Below are 18002 nucleotides of genomic sequence, written 5' to 3'. Positions count from 1 at the left end.
GGGGAAGTGTCGCCCGGCGCGTCGGCGGGATGCGGGGTGGTCGGCCTGCCGTCGGTCGCGGCCGCGACCGGTGGCTGAGCCTCCGGCCGGGCCGCCCCCTGCCGCCGCTTGCGTCCGGCCGCCGGGGAGAGCGCGGCCTGACCGGGTTCCGAAGCGGGTGAAGGGGTGGCCGTGTCACCGGGGTGGTGAAGCGTTTCGCCGCTCTCCTGATCCCCGCTCTCCTGATCCCCGCGCTCCCGATCCCCGGGCTCACGCTCCTCGGGCCGCGCGCCGTCGAGTTCCACGTACGGGCGGATGCGCAGCGGGTCGAAGTCCTCCGCCGCGGCCGCCTCCGCCGTGCGGGCGTCGCGCAGGGCCTCCGCGACGCGGTCCGTGCAGGAGCAGGAAGGCGTGCTGTCCTGCCGTCTGGGTACCCCGCACTCCGGGCACGGGTGGCCTGCCGGCGATTCCACGCGCTCCTCCCTCCCCTCGCGAACTCCAGAGATTATCCAGATCTTCTCCACAGCGCGGCGGGCGAGCCCCCGGAACCTCGGCTTCCAAACGGGCCCGGCGGGCCATAACGGTCCACAGCGGTCACGATGGAAAATGTCACAGAGCCCGTGGGAGGTCGCATGGCCGGGGACGTGAACGCCGTCAAGCCCTCAGGTGCGGGCACCGCCGACCGGGAGCAGGTGCCCGGCAACGTGCTGGTCTCCATCGGCGCGCTGCTGCTCGGCATGCTGCTCGCCGCACTCGACCAGACCATCGTCTCGACCGCGCTGCCCACCATCGTCAGCGACCTCGGCGGCCTGGATCACCTGTCCTGGGTGGTCACGGCGTATCTGCTGGCCGCGACCGCCGCCACACCCCTGTGGGGCAAACTCGGCGACCAGTACGGCCGCAAGCGGCTGTTCCAGACGGCGATCGTGATCTTCCTGATCGGCTCCGCGCTGTGCGGGGCCGCGCAGGGCATGGGCCAGCTGATCGCCTTCCGGGCGTTGCAGGGACTGGGCGGCGGCGGCCTGATCGTGCTGTCGATGGCGATCGTCGGCGACCTCGTGCCACCGCGCGAACGCGGGCGCTACCAGGGCCTGTTCGGGGCCGTCTTCGGCGCGACCAGTGTGCTCGGGCCGCTGCTCGGCGGGGTGCTCACCCAGCACGCCAGCTGGCGCTGGGTGTTCTACATCAACCTGCCCGTGGGCGTGGTCGCACTCGCCGTGATCGCGGCCGTCCTGCACATCCCCCGCAAGCGGCAGCGCCACGTCATCGACTACCTCGGCACCTTCCTCATCGCCGCCGTCGCCACCTGCCTGGTGCTGGTGGCCTCGCTCGGCGGGACCACCTGGGCCTGGGGGTCCCCGCAGATCATCGGCCTCGCCGTCCTCGGGGTCCTGCTGGCCTGCGCGTTCGTCGCCGTGGAGCGACGGGCGGCCGAACCCGTCCTGCCGCTCAAGCTGTTCAAGGTCCGGACCTTCACGCTCTCCGCCGTGATCAGTTTCGTCGTCGGCTTCGCGATGTTCGGCGCGATGACGTACCTGCCGACCTTCCTCCAGGTCGTGCACGGCATCAGCCCCACCCTGTCGGGCGTGCACATGCTGCCCATGGTGGTCGGGCTGCTGCTGGCCTCCACGACGTCCGGGCAGATTGTCAGCCGGACCGGCCGCTGGAAGGTGTTCCCGATCGCCGGCACCGGCATCACCGCGCTGGGCCTGCTCCTGCTGCACCAGCTCGACGAGGACAGTTCCACGGCCGAGCTGAGCGGGTTCTTCTTCGTCTTCGGGCTCGGCCTCGGCCTGGTGATGCAGGTGCTCGTGCTGATCGTGCAGAACGCCGTCCCCTACGAGGATCTGGGCGTCGCCACCTCCGGGGCGACCTTCTTCCGTTCCATCGGCGCCTCGTTCGGCGTCGCCGTCTTCGGCACGGTCTTCGCGGGCCGGCTCGGCGACCTGCTCGGCGACGCCTTCCGCGGCACCCCGCTCCCGGCCGGCGTCTCCCCGGGCTCGCTGGAGGCCGACCCGCGGGGCATCGCCGCCCTGCCGCCCGGCCTGCGCCCGGCGGCCCTGCACGCCTACGCCGTCGCCATCACGGACGTCTTCCTGTACGCCGCGCCCGTCGCGCTCCTCGGGTTCGTGCTCGCCTGGTTCCTCAAGGAGGACCGGTTGCGCGCCTCGGTCACCGCGCCGGACATCTCCGAGACCCTGGCCAGCAACCCCGTCGAGCGGTCCTCGTACGACGAGGTGTGCCGCGCGCTGTCGGTGCTCGGCACCCGCGCGGGCCGCCGGGAGATCTACCGCGACATCACCGAGCGGGCCGGCTACGACCTGCTGCCCGCGACGAGTTGGCTGCTGCTGCGCATCCGCAGGTACGGCGCGGTCGAGCCCGTGGCCCTGGCCGAGCGCATGCCCGTGCCGCTGTCCGTCGTCATGGAGGCCGTCCGTCAGGTCGAGGAGCGGCGGCTCGCCGTGCGCGAGGGCGTCGACCTCGTGCTGACCGATCAGGGCCGCGCGCACGCCGAGCGGCTGGCCGAGGCCCGGGAGGAGTCCCTCGCCGAACTGCTCGGCGACTGGTGGGGCCCCGACCGGCCCACCGACCTGGTCGCGCTCGTCCGGGAGCTGAACGGCGAGCTGTGCGGATCCCGCAACGACCGTCCCCGCGAGGTGCGGCAGCCCGAACAGCGCTCCGAGCAGCCGGTCTGAGCGGCCGGTTCCCGCGGCCGCGTCAGACGAGCCGCTTGGTGAACCAGTGCTCGGCGTACGGGTCGTCGTTGTGCCGCCCGGTCTCCGTGTAGCCGAGCCGGCCGTACAGGGCACGGGCCTCGACGAGGTCGCTGCGGGTGTCCAGGATCAGTCGTGCGGCGCCGAGCGCGCGTGCGGTGTCCTCGGCGGCGCCGACCAGGAGCGGGGCGCCGCCCCTGCCCCGCATCGAGGGGTGCACGAACACCCGCTTCAGCTCGGCGGTCGTGCCGTCCAGCAGCCGCACCCCCGCCGTGCCGGCCGGCTCACCGCCGTACCGGGCCACGAGCAACTCCCCGCGCGGCGGGGCGAGATCGGCGCCGGGCTGGGCGGCGATCTCCCGCTCCAGCTCGTCCGGATCGGTGCGCCGCCCCTCGTGCAGCAGATACCAGCGGTCGCTGACCTCCGTGTAGTACGCCCGCCACAGCGCGGCGGCGACGGGGGAGTCGTACGGTTCCGGGGCCACGGTCCAGGTCATGAACCGCATTCTCCGCAGCCGCCCCACGGGCCCCGCAACCGGATAAATCCCGGGCCCGCACGGCCCCCGTCCCGTGCGCGCATCGTTTACGGCCCAACTTCCGGGCAACCCGAACCGCGAACCGGCCCGCGAGGAGGACCGGTTGGGCCCGAACCCCGGAAGGCATCCATGTCCACTGGCCTGATCATTGCATTGATCGTGATCGCGGCGGTCGTCGTCATCATCGCGGCCGCCCTGACCCTGCGTGCCCGCGGGACCGGGCGCGGCCCGAACCTCAAGCGCCGCTTCGGACCCGAGTACGAGCGGGTCCTCGCCCGGCACGACGGTGACACCACGGCGGCCGAGCGCGAGCTGACCGAGCGTCTGGAGCGCCACGGCGACCTGCGGGCACGTCCGCTGGAGCCGGCGCAGCGCGAGCAGTACCAGGCGCGCTGGACCGCCGCGCAGGAGCGGTTCGTCGACTCGCCGCGCGACGCCGTCGCCGAGGCGGACGCGCTGATCGCCGAACTCGCCGGCGTGCGGGGCTTCCCGGACGGTGGGCAGTACGAGGAGCAGCTCGCCGCGCTGTCCGTCCACCACGCCCACCACGTCGACGGCTACCGGCGCGTGCACCGTGCGGCGCTGCTGCGCCCGGAGGACGCCCGGGACGGCGGCCAGGGGACCGAGGACATGCGCGAGGCCATGGTGGCCGCCCGCGCCCTGTTCGAGGAACTGGTGCGGCCGGACCGCCACGACGGCGGCCGCACGGACGGGCGGCACGAGGCCGCGCGCCACGACGGCCGGGACCGCTCCGCGCCGGCCGGCGACCGCAAGGCCCCGGCGCGCGGCAACATGCCGTGGGCCCTCAACCGACGCCAGGCGAAGGAGAGCTGAGTCCGATGACCGACATGACCCGACGGCCCGGCGACCACACGCCTCACACGCCGGACGCGCCGCACACCCCCGCGCCGGACGCCCGCGGCGAGACCGCCCCGCCCGCCGGACACGCTACGGCGGACACCGGCGGCGGCACGGCCCACGGCACCGGCACACCCGCTGGTGACCCCCGTCTCGCCGACGCGGACCGCGCCACCGAAGCCGGCCGCGTGGCCGCCCAGGGCACCGACCCCCACGGCACGGCGACGTCCGGCAACGCCACCCACGACACCGGCCTCCACGGCACGGCGACGCCCGGCAACGCCACCCACGACACCGGCCTCCACGGCACCGGGGTCCACGACACCAAGATCCTCGGCACCGGCACCCGTCGTGGCGACGCCGCCCCCGGTGGCACGCACGGCACCGACGCGGACCACGCCACCACGACCGGCACCCACCCGCACGGCACCCACGCGGACGGCGTCCACGGCCACGGCACCGGCCACGGCAGCGGACGCGACGCCGGCCGGGCGGGCGGCGCCACCGATGCGCACCTCTTCCCGCACGACGCCTCCGACAAGCTCGGCGAGCGCCTGCGGCACGCCGTCGCCGGGTTCGTCGACGGACCCCGCGCCTCCGTCGAGGAGGCCGACCAGGTACTGGAGGAGATCACGGCCCGGTTCACCGAGGTCGTGACGGAACGGCGCCGGACGCTGCGCCGGTCCTGGCAGACCGCCGAGAGCGGCGGGGACAAGTCCGTCTCCGCAGCCGACACCGAGCAGCTCCGCCTGGCCCTGAAGGACTACCGGGAACTCGCGGAACGCCTGCTGCACGTCTGACCGGGCCGGCCGGCCCGCTCAGTGCTCCGCCCGGCGCTCCCGCCACTGCCGTACGACGTCCTCGACGTCGTACGGCTTCTTTCCGAGCGGGGGGCCGGGCGGCGGCTTGAACATCATGTCGCGGATCTTGTCGTTGACCTCGCCGATGATCTTCCGGACGATCCGCTCCGAGGGGGCCGCCAGCGCGGCCTCCAGCGCGTCCTCGGCCTCCTTGCGCAGGGCCAGCGCGGGCGGCAGGACGGAGAAGCCCTCGCGGGCCATCTTCCGCTTGACCCACCACAGTTCGTCGTACGTGTTCTCCACGTCCGGCGGCAGGGGCCGGCCGACCCCGGGCAGTCGCTCGAACTCCCCACGCGCCTCCGCGTCACGGATCTGCCGGTCGACCCAGGACTCGAAGTCGACGCCGGGTGGCTTCCGCTCGGTCATGCACCCATTGTGCCGGACACCGCGCAGCCGGGCGTTCTATCATGCGGCGGGCTTACAGGCCCGTTTCGGACGTCCCAGGAGGAGCGCACGTGCTCGAACTCACCATGGCCGCCGTCTCCGCGGCGGAGGAGGGTGCCACGGCCGGCATGCTCATGGCCGAGGCGCCCAGCGAGCCGGGTGCGGTGCTGCGGGTGGGCCGCGACAAGTCCGTGTGCCGGCTGGGCACGCCGGACGACTGGCTGTTCGTCTCCCGCGTCCACCTGGAGTTCCTCTGCGGGCCCGACGGCACCTGGCAGGTGACCTGGCTGCGCGGCTCGCAGCCCGACCCCTCCTCCGAGGTCCGGCTGACGGTCGGTGAGTACGCCCAGCCGCTCGCCTACGGCGGGACGGTCCCGCTGCCGAGGGGCGGCAGCGGCGAGATCGTCGTCCAGGACCGCACCGCCCCGCGCAGCGTCAACGTGGGCTTCTACCACGAGGTGTGACGCCCGGGGCGTGTGGGGCGGGCGCCGCCCCACCGGGCCGGTTCACGGCAGGACGCGGGCCAGCGCGAAGCCGTCGTAGCCCTTGGTGCCGACCGTCTGGATCGCCGTGCCGGACAGTCTCGGGTGGCTGCCGATCAGGTCGATGGCCGTACGGGTGCCGACCACGTCGGGGGCCGTGCTGTCCGCGTCGGTCACGCGGCCGCCGCGGACGACGTTGTCGAGGACGATCAGGGAGCCCGGCCCGGCCAGTTCGACCGCCCACTCCACGTAGCGCGGGTTGTTGCCCTTGTCGGCGTCGATGAACACCAGGTCGAACGGGGGCGTGTTCTCCGCGGCCAGGGCGGGCAGCGACTCCAGGGCCGGGCCGACCCGCACCTCGACGCGCTCGGCCAGCCCCGCGCGGGCGAGGTTGCCGGCGGCGACCTCGGCGTGCCGCGGGTCGTACTCCAGGGAGACCAGGCGTCCGTCGGCCGGCAGGGCGCGGCCCAGCCAGATGGTGCTGTAGCCGCCGAGCGTGCCGATCTCCAGGATGTGCCGGGCGCCCTGGATCTGCGCGAGGAGTTGCAGCAGCTTGCCCTGGTTCGAGGAGACCGCGATGCGGGGGAGCCCGGCGGCGTCGCTGTCGCGCAGGGCGGCGGCCAGGACCTCGTCGTCCGGGGCGAGACGCTCGCTGAAGTAGGCGTCGACCTCGTCCCAGACATGCGACTCGCTCATACGGCTGCCCTTCTGTGCCCGGCCGGAATGGTCCACCAACGCTTCACCAGCAGTCGAACGACCACCACCGCGCGGAGGTTCCGCCCGGCCGGACCGGGAACGGCCGGGGCACGGGGCCCGCCGAGCCGCCCGCGGGGCTCACCGCTCGGGTGCCGCCACCGAGGGAGCCGAGCCGGGCAGGGGGCGGCCGGCCGACTCCGCCATGCGCCACACGGCGAAACCGCCGATCACGGCCGCGGCCATCATGTAGTACGCGGGCATCATCATGTTCCCGGTCGCGCCGATCAGGGCCGTGACCACCAGCGGGGTCGTGCCGCCGAACAGGGACACCGAGACGTTGAAGCCGATCGACAGCGAGCCGTAGCGGACCCGGGTCGGGAACAGGGCGGGCAGGGCCGCGGGCATGGCCGCCGTGAAGCACACCAGCAGCAGGCCCAGGGCGCCCATGCCGAGCGCGACCGCGAGCAGGCTGCCGTCGCGGATCAGCAGCAGGGCGGGCACGGACAGCAGCAGGAAGCCCGCACAGCCGGTGGCGATCACCGGGCGGCGGCCGACGCGGTCGGTCAGCGCGCCGACGAACGGCTGGGCGACCATCATCACGGCCATCACACCGAGCACGACGAGCAGACCGTGGGTCTCGTCGTAGTGCAGCTCGCTGGTCAGGTAGCTGGGCATGTACGACAGCAGCATGTAGTCGGTGACGTTGAAGACCAGCACCAGGCCGACGCAGAGCAGCAGCGCGCGCCACTGGCCGGTGACCATCTCGCGCAGCGGCACCTTGGGCCGGTCCTTCTCGGCCTTGGCGACCTCGGCGGCGAACGCCGGGGTCTCCTCCAGGCGCATGCGCAGGTAGAGGCCGATGATGCCCATCGGGCCCGCGATCAGGAACGGGATGCGCCAGCCCCAGGAGGTGAGGTCGTCGGCGGACAGCAGGGCGGTCATCAGCGTGACCAGGCCCGCGCCGCCGATGTAGCCGGCGAGCGTGCCGAACTCCAGCCAGCTGCCGAGGAAGCCGCGCCGCTTGTCCGGGGCGTACTCGGCGATGAACGTCGAGGCACCGGCGTACTCGCCGCCGGTGGAGAAGCCCTGCACCAGGCGGGCCACGAGCAGCAGGACCGGCGCGCCGACACCGATCGTCGCGTACGACGGGATCAGACCGATCGCGAAGGTGCCCGCGGCCATCATGATCATGGTCAGGGCGAGGACCTTCTGGCGGCCGACGCGGTCGCCGAGCGGGCCGAAGACCATGCCGCCCAGGGGGCGGACCAGGAAGGCCGCGGCGAAGGCGCCGAACGTGGACAGCAGTTGGGCGGTGGGGTTGCCCGAGGGGAAGAAGACCTTGCCCAGCGTGACCGCGATGTAGCTGTAGACACCGAAGTCGAACCATTCCATCGCGTTGCCCAGCGCGGCCGCCTTCACGGCGCGCTTGACCAGTGCGGGATCGGTGACGGTGGGGTCGGCGGCCTTCGTGCTGCGGGGCTTCGCCAGGGACGGGGAGGTGACGACTGAGGCAGTCGACAAGACTCGCTCGCCTACCTTTCGACGGGGACAGGGGCACGGTCCCGCGCGGCGGCGCTGTCGTACGGGCCGAAAAGCGACGATAGGCGGCTTTGACCCGCCTACGGGCGGTACGCCTTTCGTTGCACCCTGCACGTAAACCGTGGTTGCCCAGGGGCTTCTGCCCGTCCGGATCCGGTTCCCACCCGTGTCCCCTGTGATCCTTCTCGCGTTCACGAGAGGCAACCGAAACGGGCGCGGACTATCGTCATCCGGACAAAAGGAGGACGGACGTCAGGTGAATCGGGGGTAACCCGCGTCTTCTTTCCCGTGGCGAGGCGAGCCCTCGTAGGGTTCGCGGAGGAAATTCCACAACCATGACATGTGGGATGAACTGGGGCGGGAGGCCGGCAAGGGCATGTCTCAGGCGAATCGCGACGGGCGACCGGCGGAATCCATCGGAGCGACAGCCGTCGGCCGGGACCACCCACGCCTGAGAGCGGCCCGCCTCGGCCTGTGGCTGGTCGTCGCCCTGCTCGCCGCCCGGCAGGTGGCCGTCGTCCTGGCCACCCCGCGCGGCGAGCGCCTCACCGACCTGGAGACCTGGGTCGGCCCGGACGGCGTGCTGCACGTGAACGGCTCGCTCTACGACTCGACCCGCTTCACCGGCACGCCCTTCAACGGCCTCGCCCTCAAGCCCCTCACCCGCTCCGCCGAGCAGGCCCTCGGCTGGGGGTGGACCTTCGGCACCCTGCTGCTGGTCGTGGCCCTGGGCGTGCTCGCCGCCCGGGCCCTGCCGCAGCCGGTCGGCCGCCGCACCGCCCTGCTGGCCACCCCCGTCGCCATCAGCCTGCTGATGATCTCCCTGCCGGTGCGCAACGCCCTGTGGCTCGGCCAGACCAGCATCATCCCGGTCCTGCTCGTCCTGCTCGGCTGTTTCGCCGCGCACGGCCAGCGCACCAGCGGCGTGCTCATCGGTCTCGCCGCCGCACTCCAGCCGACCCTGCTGCTGTTCACGCCGCTGCTGTGGTGCACCGGCCGCCGGAGCGCGGCCCTGTCCGCCGGGGCCACCTTCGCCGCCTGCACCGGCCTGGCCTGGGCGGCCATGCCCGCCGACTCCTACCGCTACTGGGTCCACCACCTGGCGGGCGCCGGCCTCGGCGGCCCGGCCGACGACCTCGCCAACCAGTCCCTGCACGGCGCCCTGCTGCGCCTTGGCCTCAGCGGCCCGCTGGAGATCGCCCTCTTCCTCGCCCTCGGTGCGGCCGTCGCCGTTCTGGCACTGCGCCGGGCCGTGCGCTACGCACACGACGGGCAGCTGCTCCTCGCGGTCGCCGTCACCGGCTGCGCCGCGATCGCCGTCTCGCCCACCGCCTGGCAGCACCAGTTGCTGTGGGTGTTGCTCGCGGCCGTCGGCCGGGTCGGCACCCGCGCCTCCGACCGGTACGTCTGGCCCGTCGCCGTCGTGCTGGTCATGACCCTGCCGGCCAAGGTGCTGTTCCCGGACATGACGTCCCTGGACCCGCTGCGCACGAACGTGGTGCTGCTCGCCGCCCTCGCCGCCGCCGTCGCCCTGCCGTTCCTGTCCCGCACCTCGCCGTACTACCGCGCCCCGGAACCGGCCGCGTACGCGCCCGCCACGCCCGCACGTCTCCGCCACGTGCCGCTCGTGCCGTCCCTGCGCCGGGTCCTCACCCGGCCGAACCTGCTGCTCGAACTGCTCCTCATCCGCGTCACCTACGCCGGGTACTCCGAGGTCAGGCTCGCCGCGACCGGCGGCAGCAACGCGGCGGGGCGGGCCGAGGCCGAGGCGCACGGGATGCAGGTGTACGACCTCGAACGCGCCCTGCACATCGACGTCGAGCGCTGGGTCAACCACACCGTCGCCGGCGTCGACGCGCTGCGCGAGTTCTTCGACTTCTACTACACCTCCTTCCACTTCGTCGTCCCGCTGACCGTCCTGGCCCTCCTCTACTGGCGCCGCCCCGCCCAGTACCGCTGGGCGCGCTCGGCCCTCGGCGTCGCCACCCTGCTCGCCCTGGTGGGCTTCTGGCTCTACCCGCTCGCCCCGCCGCGCCTGATGCCGACGCTGGGCTTCATCGACACCGTCCACGGCGTCCAGGACTTCACCCAGCCGGACTACGGCACGCTCACCCACCTCACCAACCAGTACGCGGCGATGCCGTCCCTGCACTTCGGCTGGTCCCTGTGGTGCGGCGTGGTGATCGCCGTCCTGGCCCGCCGCTGGTGGACGAAGGCCCTGGGGCTGTTGCACCCCCTGTGCACGGTCTCGGCCATCGTCGCGACGGGGAACCACTGGGTGCTGGACGCGGTGGGCGGAGCGGCCGTGGTGGCGGCCGGGTTCGGGCTGACGTATCTCCTGTCCGGACCGAGACCCCCGGTCACCGCACCGGCCGAACCCGACCGGGAACCGGCGTTGGATCCGGTGCGTGGGTGAGGAACGGGCCACCACCCACGGCCAGGTCCTGTCCCGGCGATCACGGGCGGAGTCAACGGACGGGCCGCCGACCTGGGCCGTCCGGTCCGTGTCCGCCGCAAGCCTACTGACGCCGAAGATCGCCAGGACAGTGGCTAGGGAGCGCGGAAGGCCGTTGGCCTGGGAGGCGTGCGCGGATGGTCGGCTCCGCACTCGAACCACACCGTCTTCCCGCCGTCCGCCCACAGGGACACGCCCCACTTGTCGGCCGTCGCCTCCAGCAGGAGCAGGCCCCTGCCGCCCTCCGAGTCCTCGTCCAAGGACGCTGGTGTGCGCGGCAGTTCGGCGCTGTCGTCCGTGACCTCCACCCGTACGCCGGTCCGCTGCCGCAGCAACAGAAGGGCACAGCGGCGGTCCGGGACGTGCCGTACGACGTTGGCCAGCAGCTCCGTCACGCCCAGTTCCACGGCGTCCGACAGCTCGGGCATGCCCCACTGTTCGAGGAACGAGCGGACGATACGGCGGACGTGGCGGGGGGCGTGCGCGCCGACTGTGAGGCGCATCGAGTACTGCGCGGGAATGTATCCGTTCACAGGACGAGCCTGACGTGCGGTGACTACCCTCGGCTACGGAACGGATACAACGCGTCCCGTGGTGGACGGAGTTGCGTGAGAGGGGCTTCGCGCATGACCCACATCAACGCCCTCGACCCGGGGGCTTCCCCGCTCGACTACTACGGCTACGAGTTGCGCCGGCATCGGGAGGCGGCGGGCCTGACGCAACGGCAGTTGGGGGACATCGTCAATTACACCGGCTCCTTGGTGGGCCAGATCGAGACGGCCAGGAAGGTGCCGACCCCGGAGTTCAGTGAGCGGGCGGATGCGGCACTGGGTACGGACGGTCTCTTCTCCCGGCTCGTCGAACTGGTGCTGCGCAGCAGGCTCCCGGCCTGGTTCCAGCAGGTGGCGGAACTGGAGGTACGGGCCACCGAGATCTGTTCCTTCCAGACCCACATGGTCCTCGGACTGCTCCAGAGCCGGGGGTACGCGCAGGCCGTGCTCGGCGCGCTGGACAAGACCGACCTGGAAGACCGGACGGCGGTACGACTCGCTCGGCAGCGCGTCTTCGAGAAGCGGGAGCCGCCGATCTTCTGGGCGGTCCTCAGTGAGGCCGCGCTGCAACTGGAGATCGGCGGACCGGAGGTGATGCGGGAGCAACTGGCGCATCTGTTGTCGTTCGAGGACGATCCGCGGATCAACGTTCAGGTGCTGCCGCTGACCGTCGGGGCGCACGCCGGACTGACGGGCTCATTCGACATCTATCGCTTCGCCGGGGACCCCACCATCGTCTACACGGAGAGCTACGGCAGTGGGCATCCAACCGCCAATCCGGACACCGTCAAGAACTGTTCGCTCCGATACGATCATCTCCGAGCTGCCGCACTCTCCCCCAGAGACTCGGTAAGGCTCATCCGGCGTGTGATGGAGGAACGCTATGGAGATGCAGTGGCGTAAGTCGTCCTACAGCAGCGACCAAGGCGGCCAGTGCCTCGAAGTCGCTGAAACGCCGGAGGCCGCCGTCGCCGTGCGCGACTCCAAGAACCCCGCCGGGCCCGTGCTGACCCTGCACCCCGCCGCGTTCACCACGTTCGTCCACTGGGCCTCCGCCACCGCCGCATAGCCGTACGGCGAAGGCGGCGGCCCCGGGGATCAGGGGGCCGCCGCCTCCGGTCGGAGGGGACCGGCTCGTGACCGGTCCCGGGCGCCGCGCACACTGCCGAACGCGGCGCGGTCGTCCACCGAAACAGGCCCGCCGGGTGCGTGCAACGAGCCTCTCTACTAGGCCCGGCCGCACACCGCGCGGAGCCCCCCGCGCGTCACCACCGCCTTGCGCTACGGCCCCGCTTCGTACGTGACGCCGGTCATGTGGGGGGTGTCACGCCCGCCGTCCGGCCCGGGCGCCTCGAACGTGACCGGCGTCTCGAAGGCCGCCCGGCGGGTGGCCCGGCGCAGGGCCCTGAGGACCGCCGGGCCGAGCGCCAGGGTCAGGACGACCGTGACGGCGGCCCGGCCCAGGTCCCAGCCGAGGGACGTCGCCACGCAGTACGCGAGGAAGCGGGCCAGGTTCGTGGCGACCGGCGCGTCGGGGTCGAAGGCCACGTTCGAGGCGAGCGCCCCCATGAAGGGCCACCCGGCCATGTTCATGATCGTGCCGTAGGCGAACGCGGCGACGAAGCCGTAGGCCGCGAGCAGCGCGAGTTCCGTCCGGCCGCGCAGCCGGTCCGGCCCGGGCAGCAGCCCCGCGCCCATCGCGAACCAGCCCATCGACAGCATCTGGAACGGCAGCCACGGTCCGACCCCACCCGTGAGCAGGGCGGACGCGAACATCGTCACCGAGCCGAGGACGAACCCGAAGCCCGGGCCGAGGACCCGGCCGCTGAGCACCATCAGGAAGAACATCGGCTCGATACCCGCCGTGCCCGCGCCGATCGGCCGCAGGGCCGCCCCCGTCGCGGCGAGCACCCCGAGCATCGCCACCGCCTTCGGGCCCATGCCCGACTCCGCGATCGACGCGCCCACCACGCCCACGAGCAGCACCAGCAGCCCCGCGAACAGCCAGGGCGCGTCCTGCGCGTGGGCGCTGAGCCCCGAGGCGGGCGGGGCGAGGAAGGGCCAGCCGAAGGCGGCGATCCCGACCGCGCTGACCAGGAGCAGCGCGGCGAGGGACCGGGGGCCGAGGCGGACGGCCCGGGCGGGGCGCCGGGGCTTCGGCCGGGCGGGCGCGGGGGCGGTCGTGCGGGTGCTCATCGGCCGGTCCCGGCGAGGGCCGCGCGGACCTGGGCGACGGTGAGCCAGTGCTGCGGGGCGAGGATCTTGGTCACCTGGGGGGCGAAGGACGGCGACGACACCACCACGTCGGCCGTCGGGCCGTCGGCGATGACCTCGCCCTCCGCGAGCAGCACCACCCGGTGCGCGATCTCGGCGGCGAGCTCCACGTCATGGGTGGCCAGCACGATGGCGTGGCCCTCGGCGGCCAGGGTGCGCAGCACCGTGGCCAGCCGGGCCTTCGCGGCGTAGTCCAGGCCGCGGGTCGGCTCGTCGAGCAGCAGCAGCGGGGGCCGGGCGGTCAGCACGACGGCCAGGGCCAGCGCGAGCCGCTGCCCCTCGGACAGGTCCCGGGGGTGGGTGCCGTCGGCGACGCCCGGGAGCAGGTCGCCGACCAGGGCCCGGCAGGTGCCGGGGTCCGCGCCCGCGTCCTGGTCGGCCGCCGCGCACTCGGCGGCGACGGTGTCGGCGTAGAGCAGGTCGCGCGGCTCCTGCGGGACCAGCCCGACCTTGCGGACGAGGTCCTTCGGCGCCGTCCGGTGGGGCGTCGCGCCGTCGACCAGGACCGTGCCCGAGGTGGGGGCGAGGAGGCCGACCAGGGAGTTGAGCAGCGTCGACTTCCCGGCGCCGTTGCGGCCCATGAGGGCGACCGTCTCGCCCGGGTCGACGGTCAGGTCGATGTGGCGCAGGGCCCGGACGCGGCCCCGGGTGACGGCCAGTGCCCGGACCTCGGCGGCGTGCACGGCGTCCTGGGCGGCGGGGACGGCGCGGTCGCGGCGGAACCAGGGACGCCGCCGGCCGGGGGCAGGGGACTCGGTGGTGCGGGTGAGGGAACGGCGGGGGCGGCCGTCCGGGCCGCCGCCCGCCTCGGGCGCGTCGGCGAGCCGGTCGCGCAGCGGGGCCGCCCGGCGGCGGGCGTCACGGACCGTGAGAGGCAGCGGGGACCAGTCCGCGAGGCGGCCCAGGGCCACCACCGGCGGGTACACCGGCGACACGGCCATCACCTCGGCCGGGGTGCCCAGCACGGGCGCGGCGCCCGGCCCCGGCAGCAGCACGACCCGGTCGGCGTACTGGACGACGCGCTCCAGGCGGTGCTCGGCCATGAGGACGGTCGTGCCGAGGTCGTGCACCAGCCGCTGGAGGACGGCCAGCACCTCCTCGGCCGCGGCCGGGTCGAGCGCGGAGGTCGGCTCGTCCAGCACGAGGACGTCCGGGTGCGGGGTGAGCACCGAGCCGATCGCGACCCGCTGCTGCTGCCCGCCGGAGAGGGTGGCGATCGGGCGGTCGCGCAGACCGGCCAGGCCCAGCACGTCCAAGGTCTCCTCGACGCGGCGGCGCATCACGTCCGGGGCGAGGCCCAGCGACTCCATGCCGTAGGCCAGTTCGTCCTCGACGGTGTCCGTGACGAAGTGGGACAGCGGGTCCTGGCCGACCGTGCCCACCACGTCGGCCAGTTCGCGCGGCTTGTGGGTGCGCGTGTCACGCCCGGCGACCGTGACCCGGCCGCGCAGCGTGCCGCCGGTGAAGTGCGGGACCAGACCGCTGACCGCGCCCAGGACGGTCGACTTGCCGACTCCGGACGGGCCCGCCAGCAGGACGAGTTCACCCTCGGGGACCTCGAAGTCGACGCCCCGGACCGTGGGTTCGGCGGCCCCGTCGTAGGTCACGGAGACGTCCTCGAAGCGGATCACGAAGGCTCCTTCGGGTCGGGGGCGACGAACGCGGGCAGCAGGCCGAGCAGGATCGCCGCGGCGGGCCACAGGGGGAGCGTCGGCGCCACGAGCGGGACCACACCGGGCTGAAGTGCCGCGGGATCGCGCACGGAGGCGAGCGTGAGCAGGGCCGCGACGGCCACACCGGAGGCCACCACCAGCCAGGCGCGCACATCCCAGCGGTCCGGACGGTAGCGGGTGCGCAGGGAGCGGCGGCCGCCGAGCCGCAGGCCCGCGAGGGCGGCGGCGCAGCCGAGGAGGAGGACGGGCACGCCGTAGGAGCCGCCCTCGGCGGTGAGCAGCCCGTACGTCCCGGCGCACACGCCGAGCAGCCCGCCCAGGGTCAGGGCGGCGGTGGTGCGCCGTACGGCGGGCGGCACCCGCGCGGTACGGCCGTAGCCGCGGGCGTCCATCGCGGCGGCCAGGGCGACGGACCGCTCCAGCGCGCCCTCCAGCACCGGCAGGCCCACCTGAAGCAGGCCGCGGACGCCCTTGTCCGGACGGCCGCGCAGCCTGCGGGCGGCGCGCAGCCGCTGCACGTCCGCGATCAGGTTCGGCGCGAAGGTGAGGGCGACGACGACCGCCACGCCCATCTCGTACAGCGCGCCCGGCACGGACTTCAGCAGACGGGCCGGGTTCGCGAGGGCGTTCGCGGCGCCGACGCAGATCAGCAGGGTGGCCAGCCGCAGACCGTCGTACAGCGCGAAGACCAGGGCCTCCGCCGTCACCCGGCCGCCGAGGCGGATGCCCTGCGCCCAGTCGGGCAGGCCGGCCTCGGGCAGCGTGAACAGGGTGTGCGTGCCGGGGATCGGGGAGCCGAGGACCGTCGCGAAGAGCAGCCGGACCAGCAGCACCAGCAGGGCGAGTCTGACGAAGGCGCCGTAGGAGCGGGACCAGGGCGCGTCGGGGCGGCGGGCGGCCACCACGTAGGCGGAGACGATGACGAGCAGGGCGAGCAGCAGGGGGTTGGTGGTGCGGGTGGCCGCGGTGCCCAGGGCGAGCGCCCACAGCCACCAGGCACCGGGGTGCAGGGCGGCCGGGCGCCCCCGCGACGGGGTCGTGCTAGCCACGCCGCCGTACCTGCCAGACGGCTGCTCCCCCCAGGATCACCACCACCGCGATGCCGGCGGCCAGCCCCAGGGACGGACCGCCGCCGGACGTGCCGCCCTCCGTCCCGTCCTCCGTCGGTTCCTTCCCGCCCGCCGACGGGTCCGGGCGCTCGGCGACCTGTTCGCCGCAGCCCTTCTCCGGGTAGCCGGCGATCGCGCACAGGAGGGCGTCGCTGCCGTAGCGCAGCGGCCCGGCCACCGCGGCCAGCGCCTCGGCGGTGGTCGCGTCGGGGGAGACCCGGGCGCAGGCCGTGCGGGCGGGCGGCGGGCGCTCCCCGTCGGGGGCGTCGGCGGCCGTACCGAAGTCGAGGACGAGGGCGACGCGCTTGGTGCCCTCCTTCGCCGGCGTCCTCGCGCAGATCGGGTCGAAGCGGGCCGCGCCGCGCGGCCGGGTCGCGTCCGCCGAGTCCTCGCTCACCGCGAAGCGGAACCCCTGCACCTCACCGTCCGCGGGGCGGGCCGTGGACGGCCCCTGGGTGGCGTAGACCCAGCGGTCGCCGTCGCGCTCCCAGAACGACCAGTAGCGGTAGCCGGCGGCCTGGGCCTGACCGGCGCCCGCGAGCGGCAGGAGCACGGCCAGGAGCAGCGGCAGGGCCCGGCGGATCACAGCTGCTGCTTCTTCCGGCGGCCGTTGCTGAACAGGAAGCCGATGCCGATGCCCGCGACCAGGCAGACGCCGACGTACCACCAGACGCCGAACACCGAGTCCGAGTCCTTCGAGTCCTTCTTCTCGTCCTCGCCCTGCCCGTCCGCCTTCGCGGCGGCGGACTGCGGGGCCGGGCCGGTGGCGTTCAGCTGCTTCACCAGGTCGGCGCCGCCGAAGTCGCGCGGGTCCGTGCCCGTCGCGTGCGCGGCGAAGATCAGCTGGGCGTAGGCGGCGGGCCCGTTCTGCCGGGCCCAGGCGGCGGAGTTCTTCTCCAGCCACCGCACGGACTTCTGGGCCGGGCCGGTGTCGCCGTGCGCGGCGAGGGCGACGACCGCGTCGGCGGTGTTGCCGAAGTCGGGCTGCGGTTCGGCGCCGGGCAGGGCGGACATCAGGTGGCCGTCGTCCGCGGCCAGCGCGGCCGTGAGGTAGCCGGCCCCGTTCGCCGCTGCCTGCTCGGGCGTGCGCGCCGTCGCGCAGTCCGCGCCGGGCTCCTTCTCGCCGGCCTTCGTCACCATGCCCTTGCCGAGCGCACCGAGCACTCCGGCGGCGGTGGCGTCGGCGTTGGCGAACAGCTTGCCCTTCTTGTCCGGCTGGAACGCGAACGCCCCGTCCTCGTCCCCGCCGCACGGCAGGGCGAGCTTCAGCAGCGCGTCGTACGGCGACTTCCCGCCCTTGTCGACCCGGCCCGGCTGCTCGCCGGCCGCGGCCAGGGCGCCGATGACGACCGACGTCGAGTTGGTGTCGCTGGCGCCGCCGGGCGCGTAGCCCCAGCCGCCGTCCTCGTTCTGGACCGACTTCAGCCAGTCGACCGCCTTGCCGGTGGCCTCGTCGTGCCCGCCGAGCGCGGCGAGGGCCTGCACGGCGGCGGAGGTGGCGTTGGTGTCGAGCATGGTCGTGTCGTCGCAGGCGGCGGCCGGGTCGGCGCGGTAGGCGGCGAAGCCGCCGTCGGCGCACTGCTGGCGCACCAGCCACTGCACCGACTTGGCCGCGGGCTTCACCCCCACGGCGTCCTGCGCGAGCAGCGCGAGCGACTGGCGCCAGACGCCGTCGTACTTCGGGTCCTTGTCGCCGTGGAGCGCGGAGGGGAGCGCCCGGGACGGCGAGGGGGACGGGTCGGCGGCGGCCGGGGTGGCGGCGCCGATCACGGCGACGGCGGCCAGGACCGCGGCGCTGCGGCGGACGTTCATGATCGGCGGGTGCCTCTCCCTGTGGGGGAGCCGGGCAGCAGGGGACACCCCGGCGGCTCGGCTCCGTATACCTCGACGGTG

Annotated in this window: 17 protein-coding genes; 7 read left to right on the top strand and 10 right to left on the bottom strand. The window is 73.9% G+C overall.

The genetic code is table 11. The features are described from left to right. The first annotated feature begins 611 nt into the window (after nt 1-611). Complete coding sequence (locus ACZ6ZN_RS09750; protein WP_469644723.1) at nt 612-2675, top strand: MFS transporter; 2064 nt, start codon at nt 612-614, stop codon at nt 2673-2675. 22 nt (nt 2676-2697) lie between these two features. Here ACZ6ZN_RS09750 and ACZ6ZN_RS09745 read toward each other — a convergent pair whose 3' ends face one another. Further along, nucleotides 2698-3189 carry a GNAT family N-acetyltransferase gene (locus ACZ6ZN_RS09745; protein WP_469644720.1) on the bottom strand — a complete coding sequence of 164 codons (492 nt, stop codon included), beginning with the start codon at nt 3187-3189 and terminating at the stop codon, nt 2698-2700. 168 nt (nt 3190-3357) lie between these two features. Here ACZ6ZN_RS09745 and ACZ6ZN_RS09740 point away from each other — a divergent pair, with 168 nt between their 5' ends. Together ACZ6ZN_RS09740 and ACZ6ZN_RS09735 are read left to right on the top strand one after the other, a co-directional pair. Beyond that, the gene (locus ACZ6ZN_RS09740) at nt 3358-4062 is read left to right on the top strand and encodes a hypothetical protein (RefSeq protein ID WP_451876513.1); all 705 of its coding nucleotides are present in this window, start codon (nt 3358-3360) and stop codon (nt 4060-4062) included. Between the two features lie 5 nt (nt 4063-4067). Beyond that, entirely contained in the window at nt 4068-4886 is an 819-nt protein-coding gene (locus ACZ6ZN_RS09735) for a hypothetical protein (protein ID WP_469644717.1), read from the top strand. Nucleotides 4887-4904: 18 nt separating this feature from the next. Here the strand turns inward: ACZ6ZN_RS09735 and ACZ6ZN_RS09730 are convergent, their stop codons facing one another. Continuing rightward, on the bottom strand, nt 4905-5312 hold the full coding sequence (locus ACZ6ZN_RS09730) for a DnaJ family domain-containing protein (protein WP_398111346.1): 408 nt from the start codon (nt 5310-5312) through the stop codon (nt 4905-4907). 89 nt (nt 5313-5401) lie between these two features. On the opposite strand from ACZ6ZN_RS09730, the gene ACZ6ZN_RS09725 reads away from it, so the two are divergent. Beyond that, on the top strand, nt 5402-5794 hold the full coding sequence (locus ACZ6ZN_RS09725) for a hypothetical protein (protein WP_369197271.1): 393 nt from the start codon (nt 5402-5404) through the stop codon (nt 5792-5794). A gap of 42 nt (nt 5795-5836) precedes the next feature. Here ACZ6ZN_RS09725 and ACZ6ZN_RS09720 read toward each other — a convergent pair whose 3' ends face one another. Together ACZ6ZN_RS09720 and proP are read right to left on the bottom strand one after the other, a co-directional pair. After that, on the bottom strand, nt 5837-6508 hold the full coding sequence (locus ACZ6ZN_RS09720; protein WP_398111345.1) for an O-methyltransferase: 672 nt from the start codon (nt 6506-6508) through the stop codon (nt 5837-5839). 138 nt (nt 6509-6646) lie between these two features. After that, nucleotides 6647-8029, bottom strand: a complete 1383-nt coding sequence (gene proP, locus ACZ6ZN_RS09715; RefSeq protein WP_469644714.1) for a glycine betaine/L-proline transporter ProP — start codon at nt 8027-8029, stop codon at nt 6647-6649. A 394-nt stretch (nt 8030-8423) separates the two neighbouring features. Here proP and ACZ6ZN_RS09710 point away from each other — a divergent pair, with 394 nt between their 5' ends. Beyond that, complete coding sequence (locus ACZ6ZN_RS09710) at nt 8424-10463, top strand: bifunctional glycosyltransferase 87/phosphatase PAP2 family protein (protein ID WP_469644711.1); 2040 nt, start codon at nt 8424-8426, stop codon at nt 10461-10463. Nucleotides 10464-10597: 134 nt separating this feature from the next. On the opposite strand, the gene ACZ6ZN_RS09705 is transcribed toward ACZ6ZN_RS09710, so the two are convergent. Beyond that, the gene (locus ACZ6ZN_RS09705; protein WP_469644708.1) at nt 10598-11035 is read right to left on the bottom strand and encodes an ATP-binding protein; all 438 of its coding nucleotides are present in this window, start codon (nt 11033-11035) and stop codon (nt 10598-10600) included. A gap of 93 nt (nt 11036-11128) precedes the next feature. On the opposite strand from ACZ6ZN_RS09705, the gene ACZ6ZN_RS09700 reads away from it, so the two are divergent. Together ACZ6ZN_RS09700 and ACZ6ZN_RS09695 are read left to right on the top strand one after the other, a co-directional pair. Then, the gene (locus tag ACZ6ZN_RS09700; RefSeq protein ID WP_469644706.1) at nt 11129-11956 is read left to right on the top strand and encodes a helix-turn-helix domain-containing protein; all 828 of its coding nucleotides are present in this window, start codon (nt 11129-11131) and stop codon (nt 11954-11956) included. Then, the gene (locus ACZ6ZN_RS09695; protein ID WP_469644703.1) at nt 11943-12122 is read left to right on the top strand and encodes a DUF397 domain-containing protein; all 180 of its coding nucleotides are present in this window, start codon (nt 11943-11945) and stop codon (nt 12120-12122) included. The genes ACZ6ZN_RS09700 and ACZ6ZN_RS09695 overlap by 14 nt, the downstream gene beginning before the upstream one ends. A 212-nt stretch (nt 12123-12334) precedes the next feature. On the opposite strand, the gene ACZ6ZN_RS09690 is transcribed toward ACZ6ZN_RS09695, so the two are convergent. The 5 genes from ACZ6ZN_RS09690 to ACZ6ZN_RS09670 are packed head-to-tail and all read right to left on the bottom strand — an operon-like array spanning nt 12335 to nt 17921. Further along, nucleotides 12335-13249 (bottom strand): ECF transporter S component, encoded by a 915-nt coding sequence (locus tag ACZ6ZN_RS09690; protein WP_469644699.1) that lies wholly within the window; start codon nt 13247-13249, stop codon nt 12335-12337. Further along, on the bottom strand, nt 13246-14958 hold the full coding sequence (locus tag ACZ6ZN_RS09685) for an ABC transporter ATP-binding protein (protein ID WP_469644696.1): 1713 nt from the start codon (nt 14956-14958) through the stop codon (nt 13246-13248). The genes ACZ6ZN_RS09690 and ACZ6ZN_RS09685 overlap by 4 nt, the downstream gene beginning before the upstream one ends. Continuing rightward, nucleotides 14955-16049 (bottom strand): CbiQ family ECF transporter T component, encoded by a 1095-nt coding sequence (locus ACZ6ZN_RS09680; RefSeq protein WP_469644694.1) that lies wholly within the window; start codon nt 16047-16049, stop codon nt 14955-14957. Before ACZ6ZN_RS09680 ends, ACZ6ZN_RS09685 begins: the two co-directional genes overlap by 4 nt. Further along, a complete protein-coding gene (locus tag ACZ6ZN_RS09675; protein ID WP_469644690.1) occupies nt 16042-16695 on the bottom strand; it encodes an SCO2322 family protein in 654 nt (217 codons plus the stop codon). Before ACZ6ZN_RS09675 ends, ACZ6ZN_RS09680 begins: the two co-directional genes overlap by 8 nt. Next, a complete protein-coding gene (locus ACZ6ZN_RS09670; protein ID WP_469644687.1) occupies nt 16692-17921 on the bottom strand; it encodes a prenyltransferase/squalene oxidase repeat-containing protein in 1230 nt (409 codons plus the stop codon). The genes ACZ6ZN_RS09675 and ACZ6ZN_RS09670 overlap by 4 nt, the downstream gene beginning before the upstream one ends. Nucleotides 17922-18002 lie beyond the last annotated feature (81 nt).

Source organism: Streptomyces sp. NPDC053665 (assembly GCF_055585285.1).
Note: the sequence above shows the minus strand (reverse complement) of the source record. Positions and strands in the feature narration are given on the sequence as shown.

What these genes read in the sequence shown, in the direction of transcription:
- ACZ6ZN_RS09750 (WP_469644723.1), top strand. Translation starts at nt 612, where the DNA reads ATGGCCGGGGACGTGAACGCCGTCAAGCCCTCAGGTGCGGGCACCGCC.
- ACZ6ZN_RS09745 (WP_469644720.1), bottom strand. Translation starts at nt 3,189, where the DNA reads ATGACCTGGACCGTGGCCCCGGAACCGTACGACTCCCCCGTCGCCGCC.
- ACZ6ZN_RS09740 (WP_451876513.1), top strand. Translation starts at nt 3,358, where the DNA reads ATGTCCACTGGCCTGATCATTGCATTGATCGTGATCGCGGCGGTCGTC.
- ACZ6ZN_RS09735 (WP_469644717.1), top strand. Translation starts at nt 4,068, where the DNA reads ATGACCGACATGACCCGACGGCCCGGCGACCACACGCCTCACACGCCG.
- ACZ6ZN_RS09730 (WP_398111346.1), bottom strand. Translation starts at nt 5,312, where the DNA reads ATGACCGAGCGGAAGCCACCCGGCGTCGACTTCGAGTCCTGGGTCGAC.
- ACZ6ZN_RS09720 (WP_398111345.1), bottom strand. Translation starts at nt 6,508, where the DNA reads ATGAGCGAGTCGCATGTCTGGGACGAGGTCGACGCCTACTTCAGCGAG.
- ACZ6ZN_RS09710 (WP_469644711.1), top strand. Translation starts at nt 8,424, where the DNA reads ATGTCTCAGGCGAATCGCGACGGGCGACCGGCGGAATCCATCGGAGCG.
- ACZ6ZN_RS09700 (WP_469644706.1), top strand. Translation starts at nt 11,129, where the DNA reads ATGACCCACATCAACGCCCTCGACCCGGGGGCTTCCCCGCTCGACTAC.
- ACZ6ZN_RS09695 (WP_469644703.1), top strand. Translation starts at nt 11,943, where the DNA reads ATGCAGTGGCGTAAGTCGTCCTACAGCAGCGACCAAGGCGGCCAGTGC.
- ACZ6ZN_RS09690 (WP_469644699.1), bottom strand. Translation starts at nt 13,249, where the DNA reads ATGAGCACCCGCACGACCGCCCCCGCGCCCGCCCGGCCGAAGCCCCGG.
- ACZ6ZN_RS09670 (WP_469644687.1), bottom strand. Translation starts at nt 17,921, where the DNA reads ATGAACGTCCGCCGCAGCGCCGCGGTCCTGGCCGCCGTCGCCGTGATC.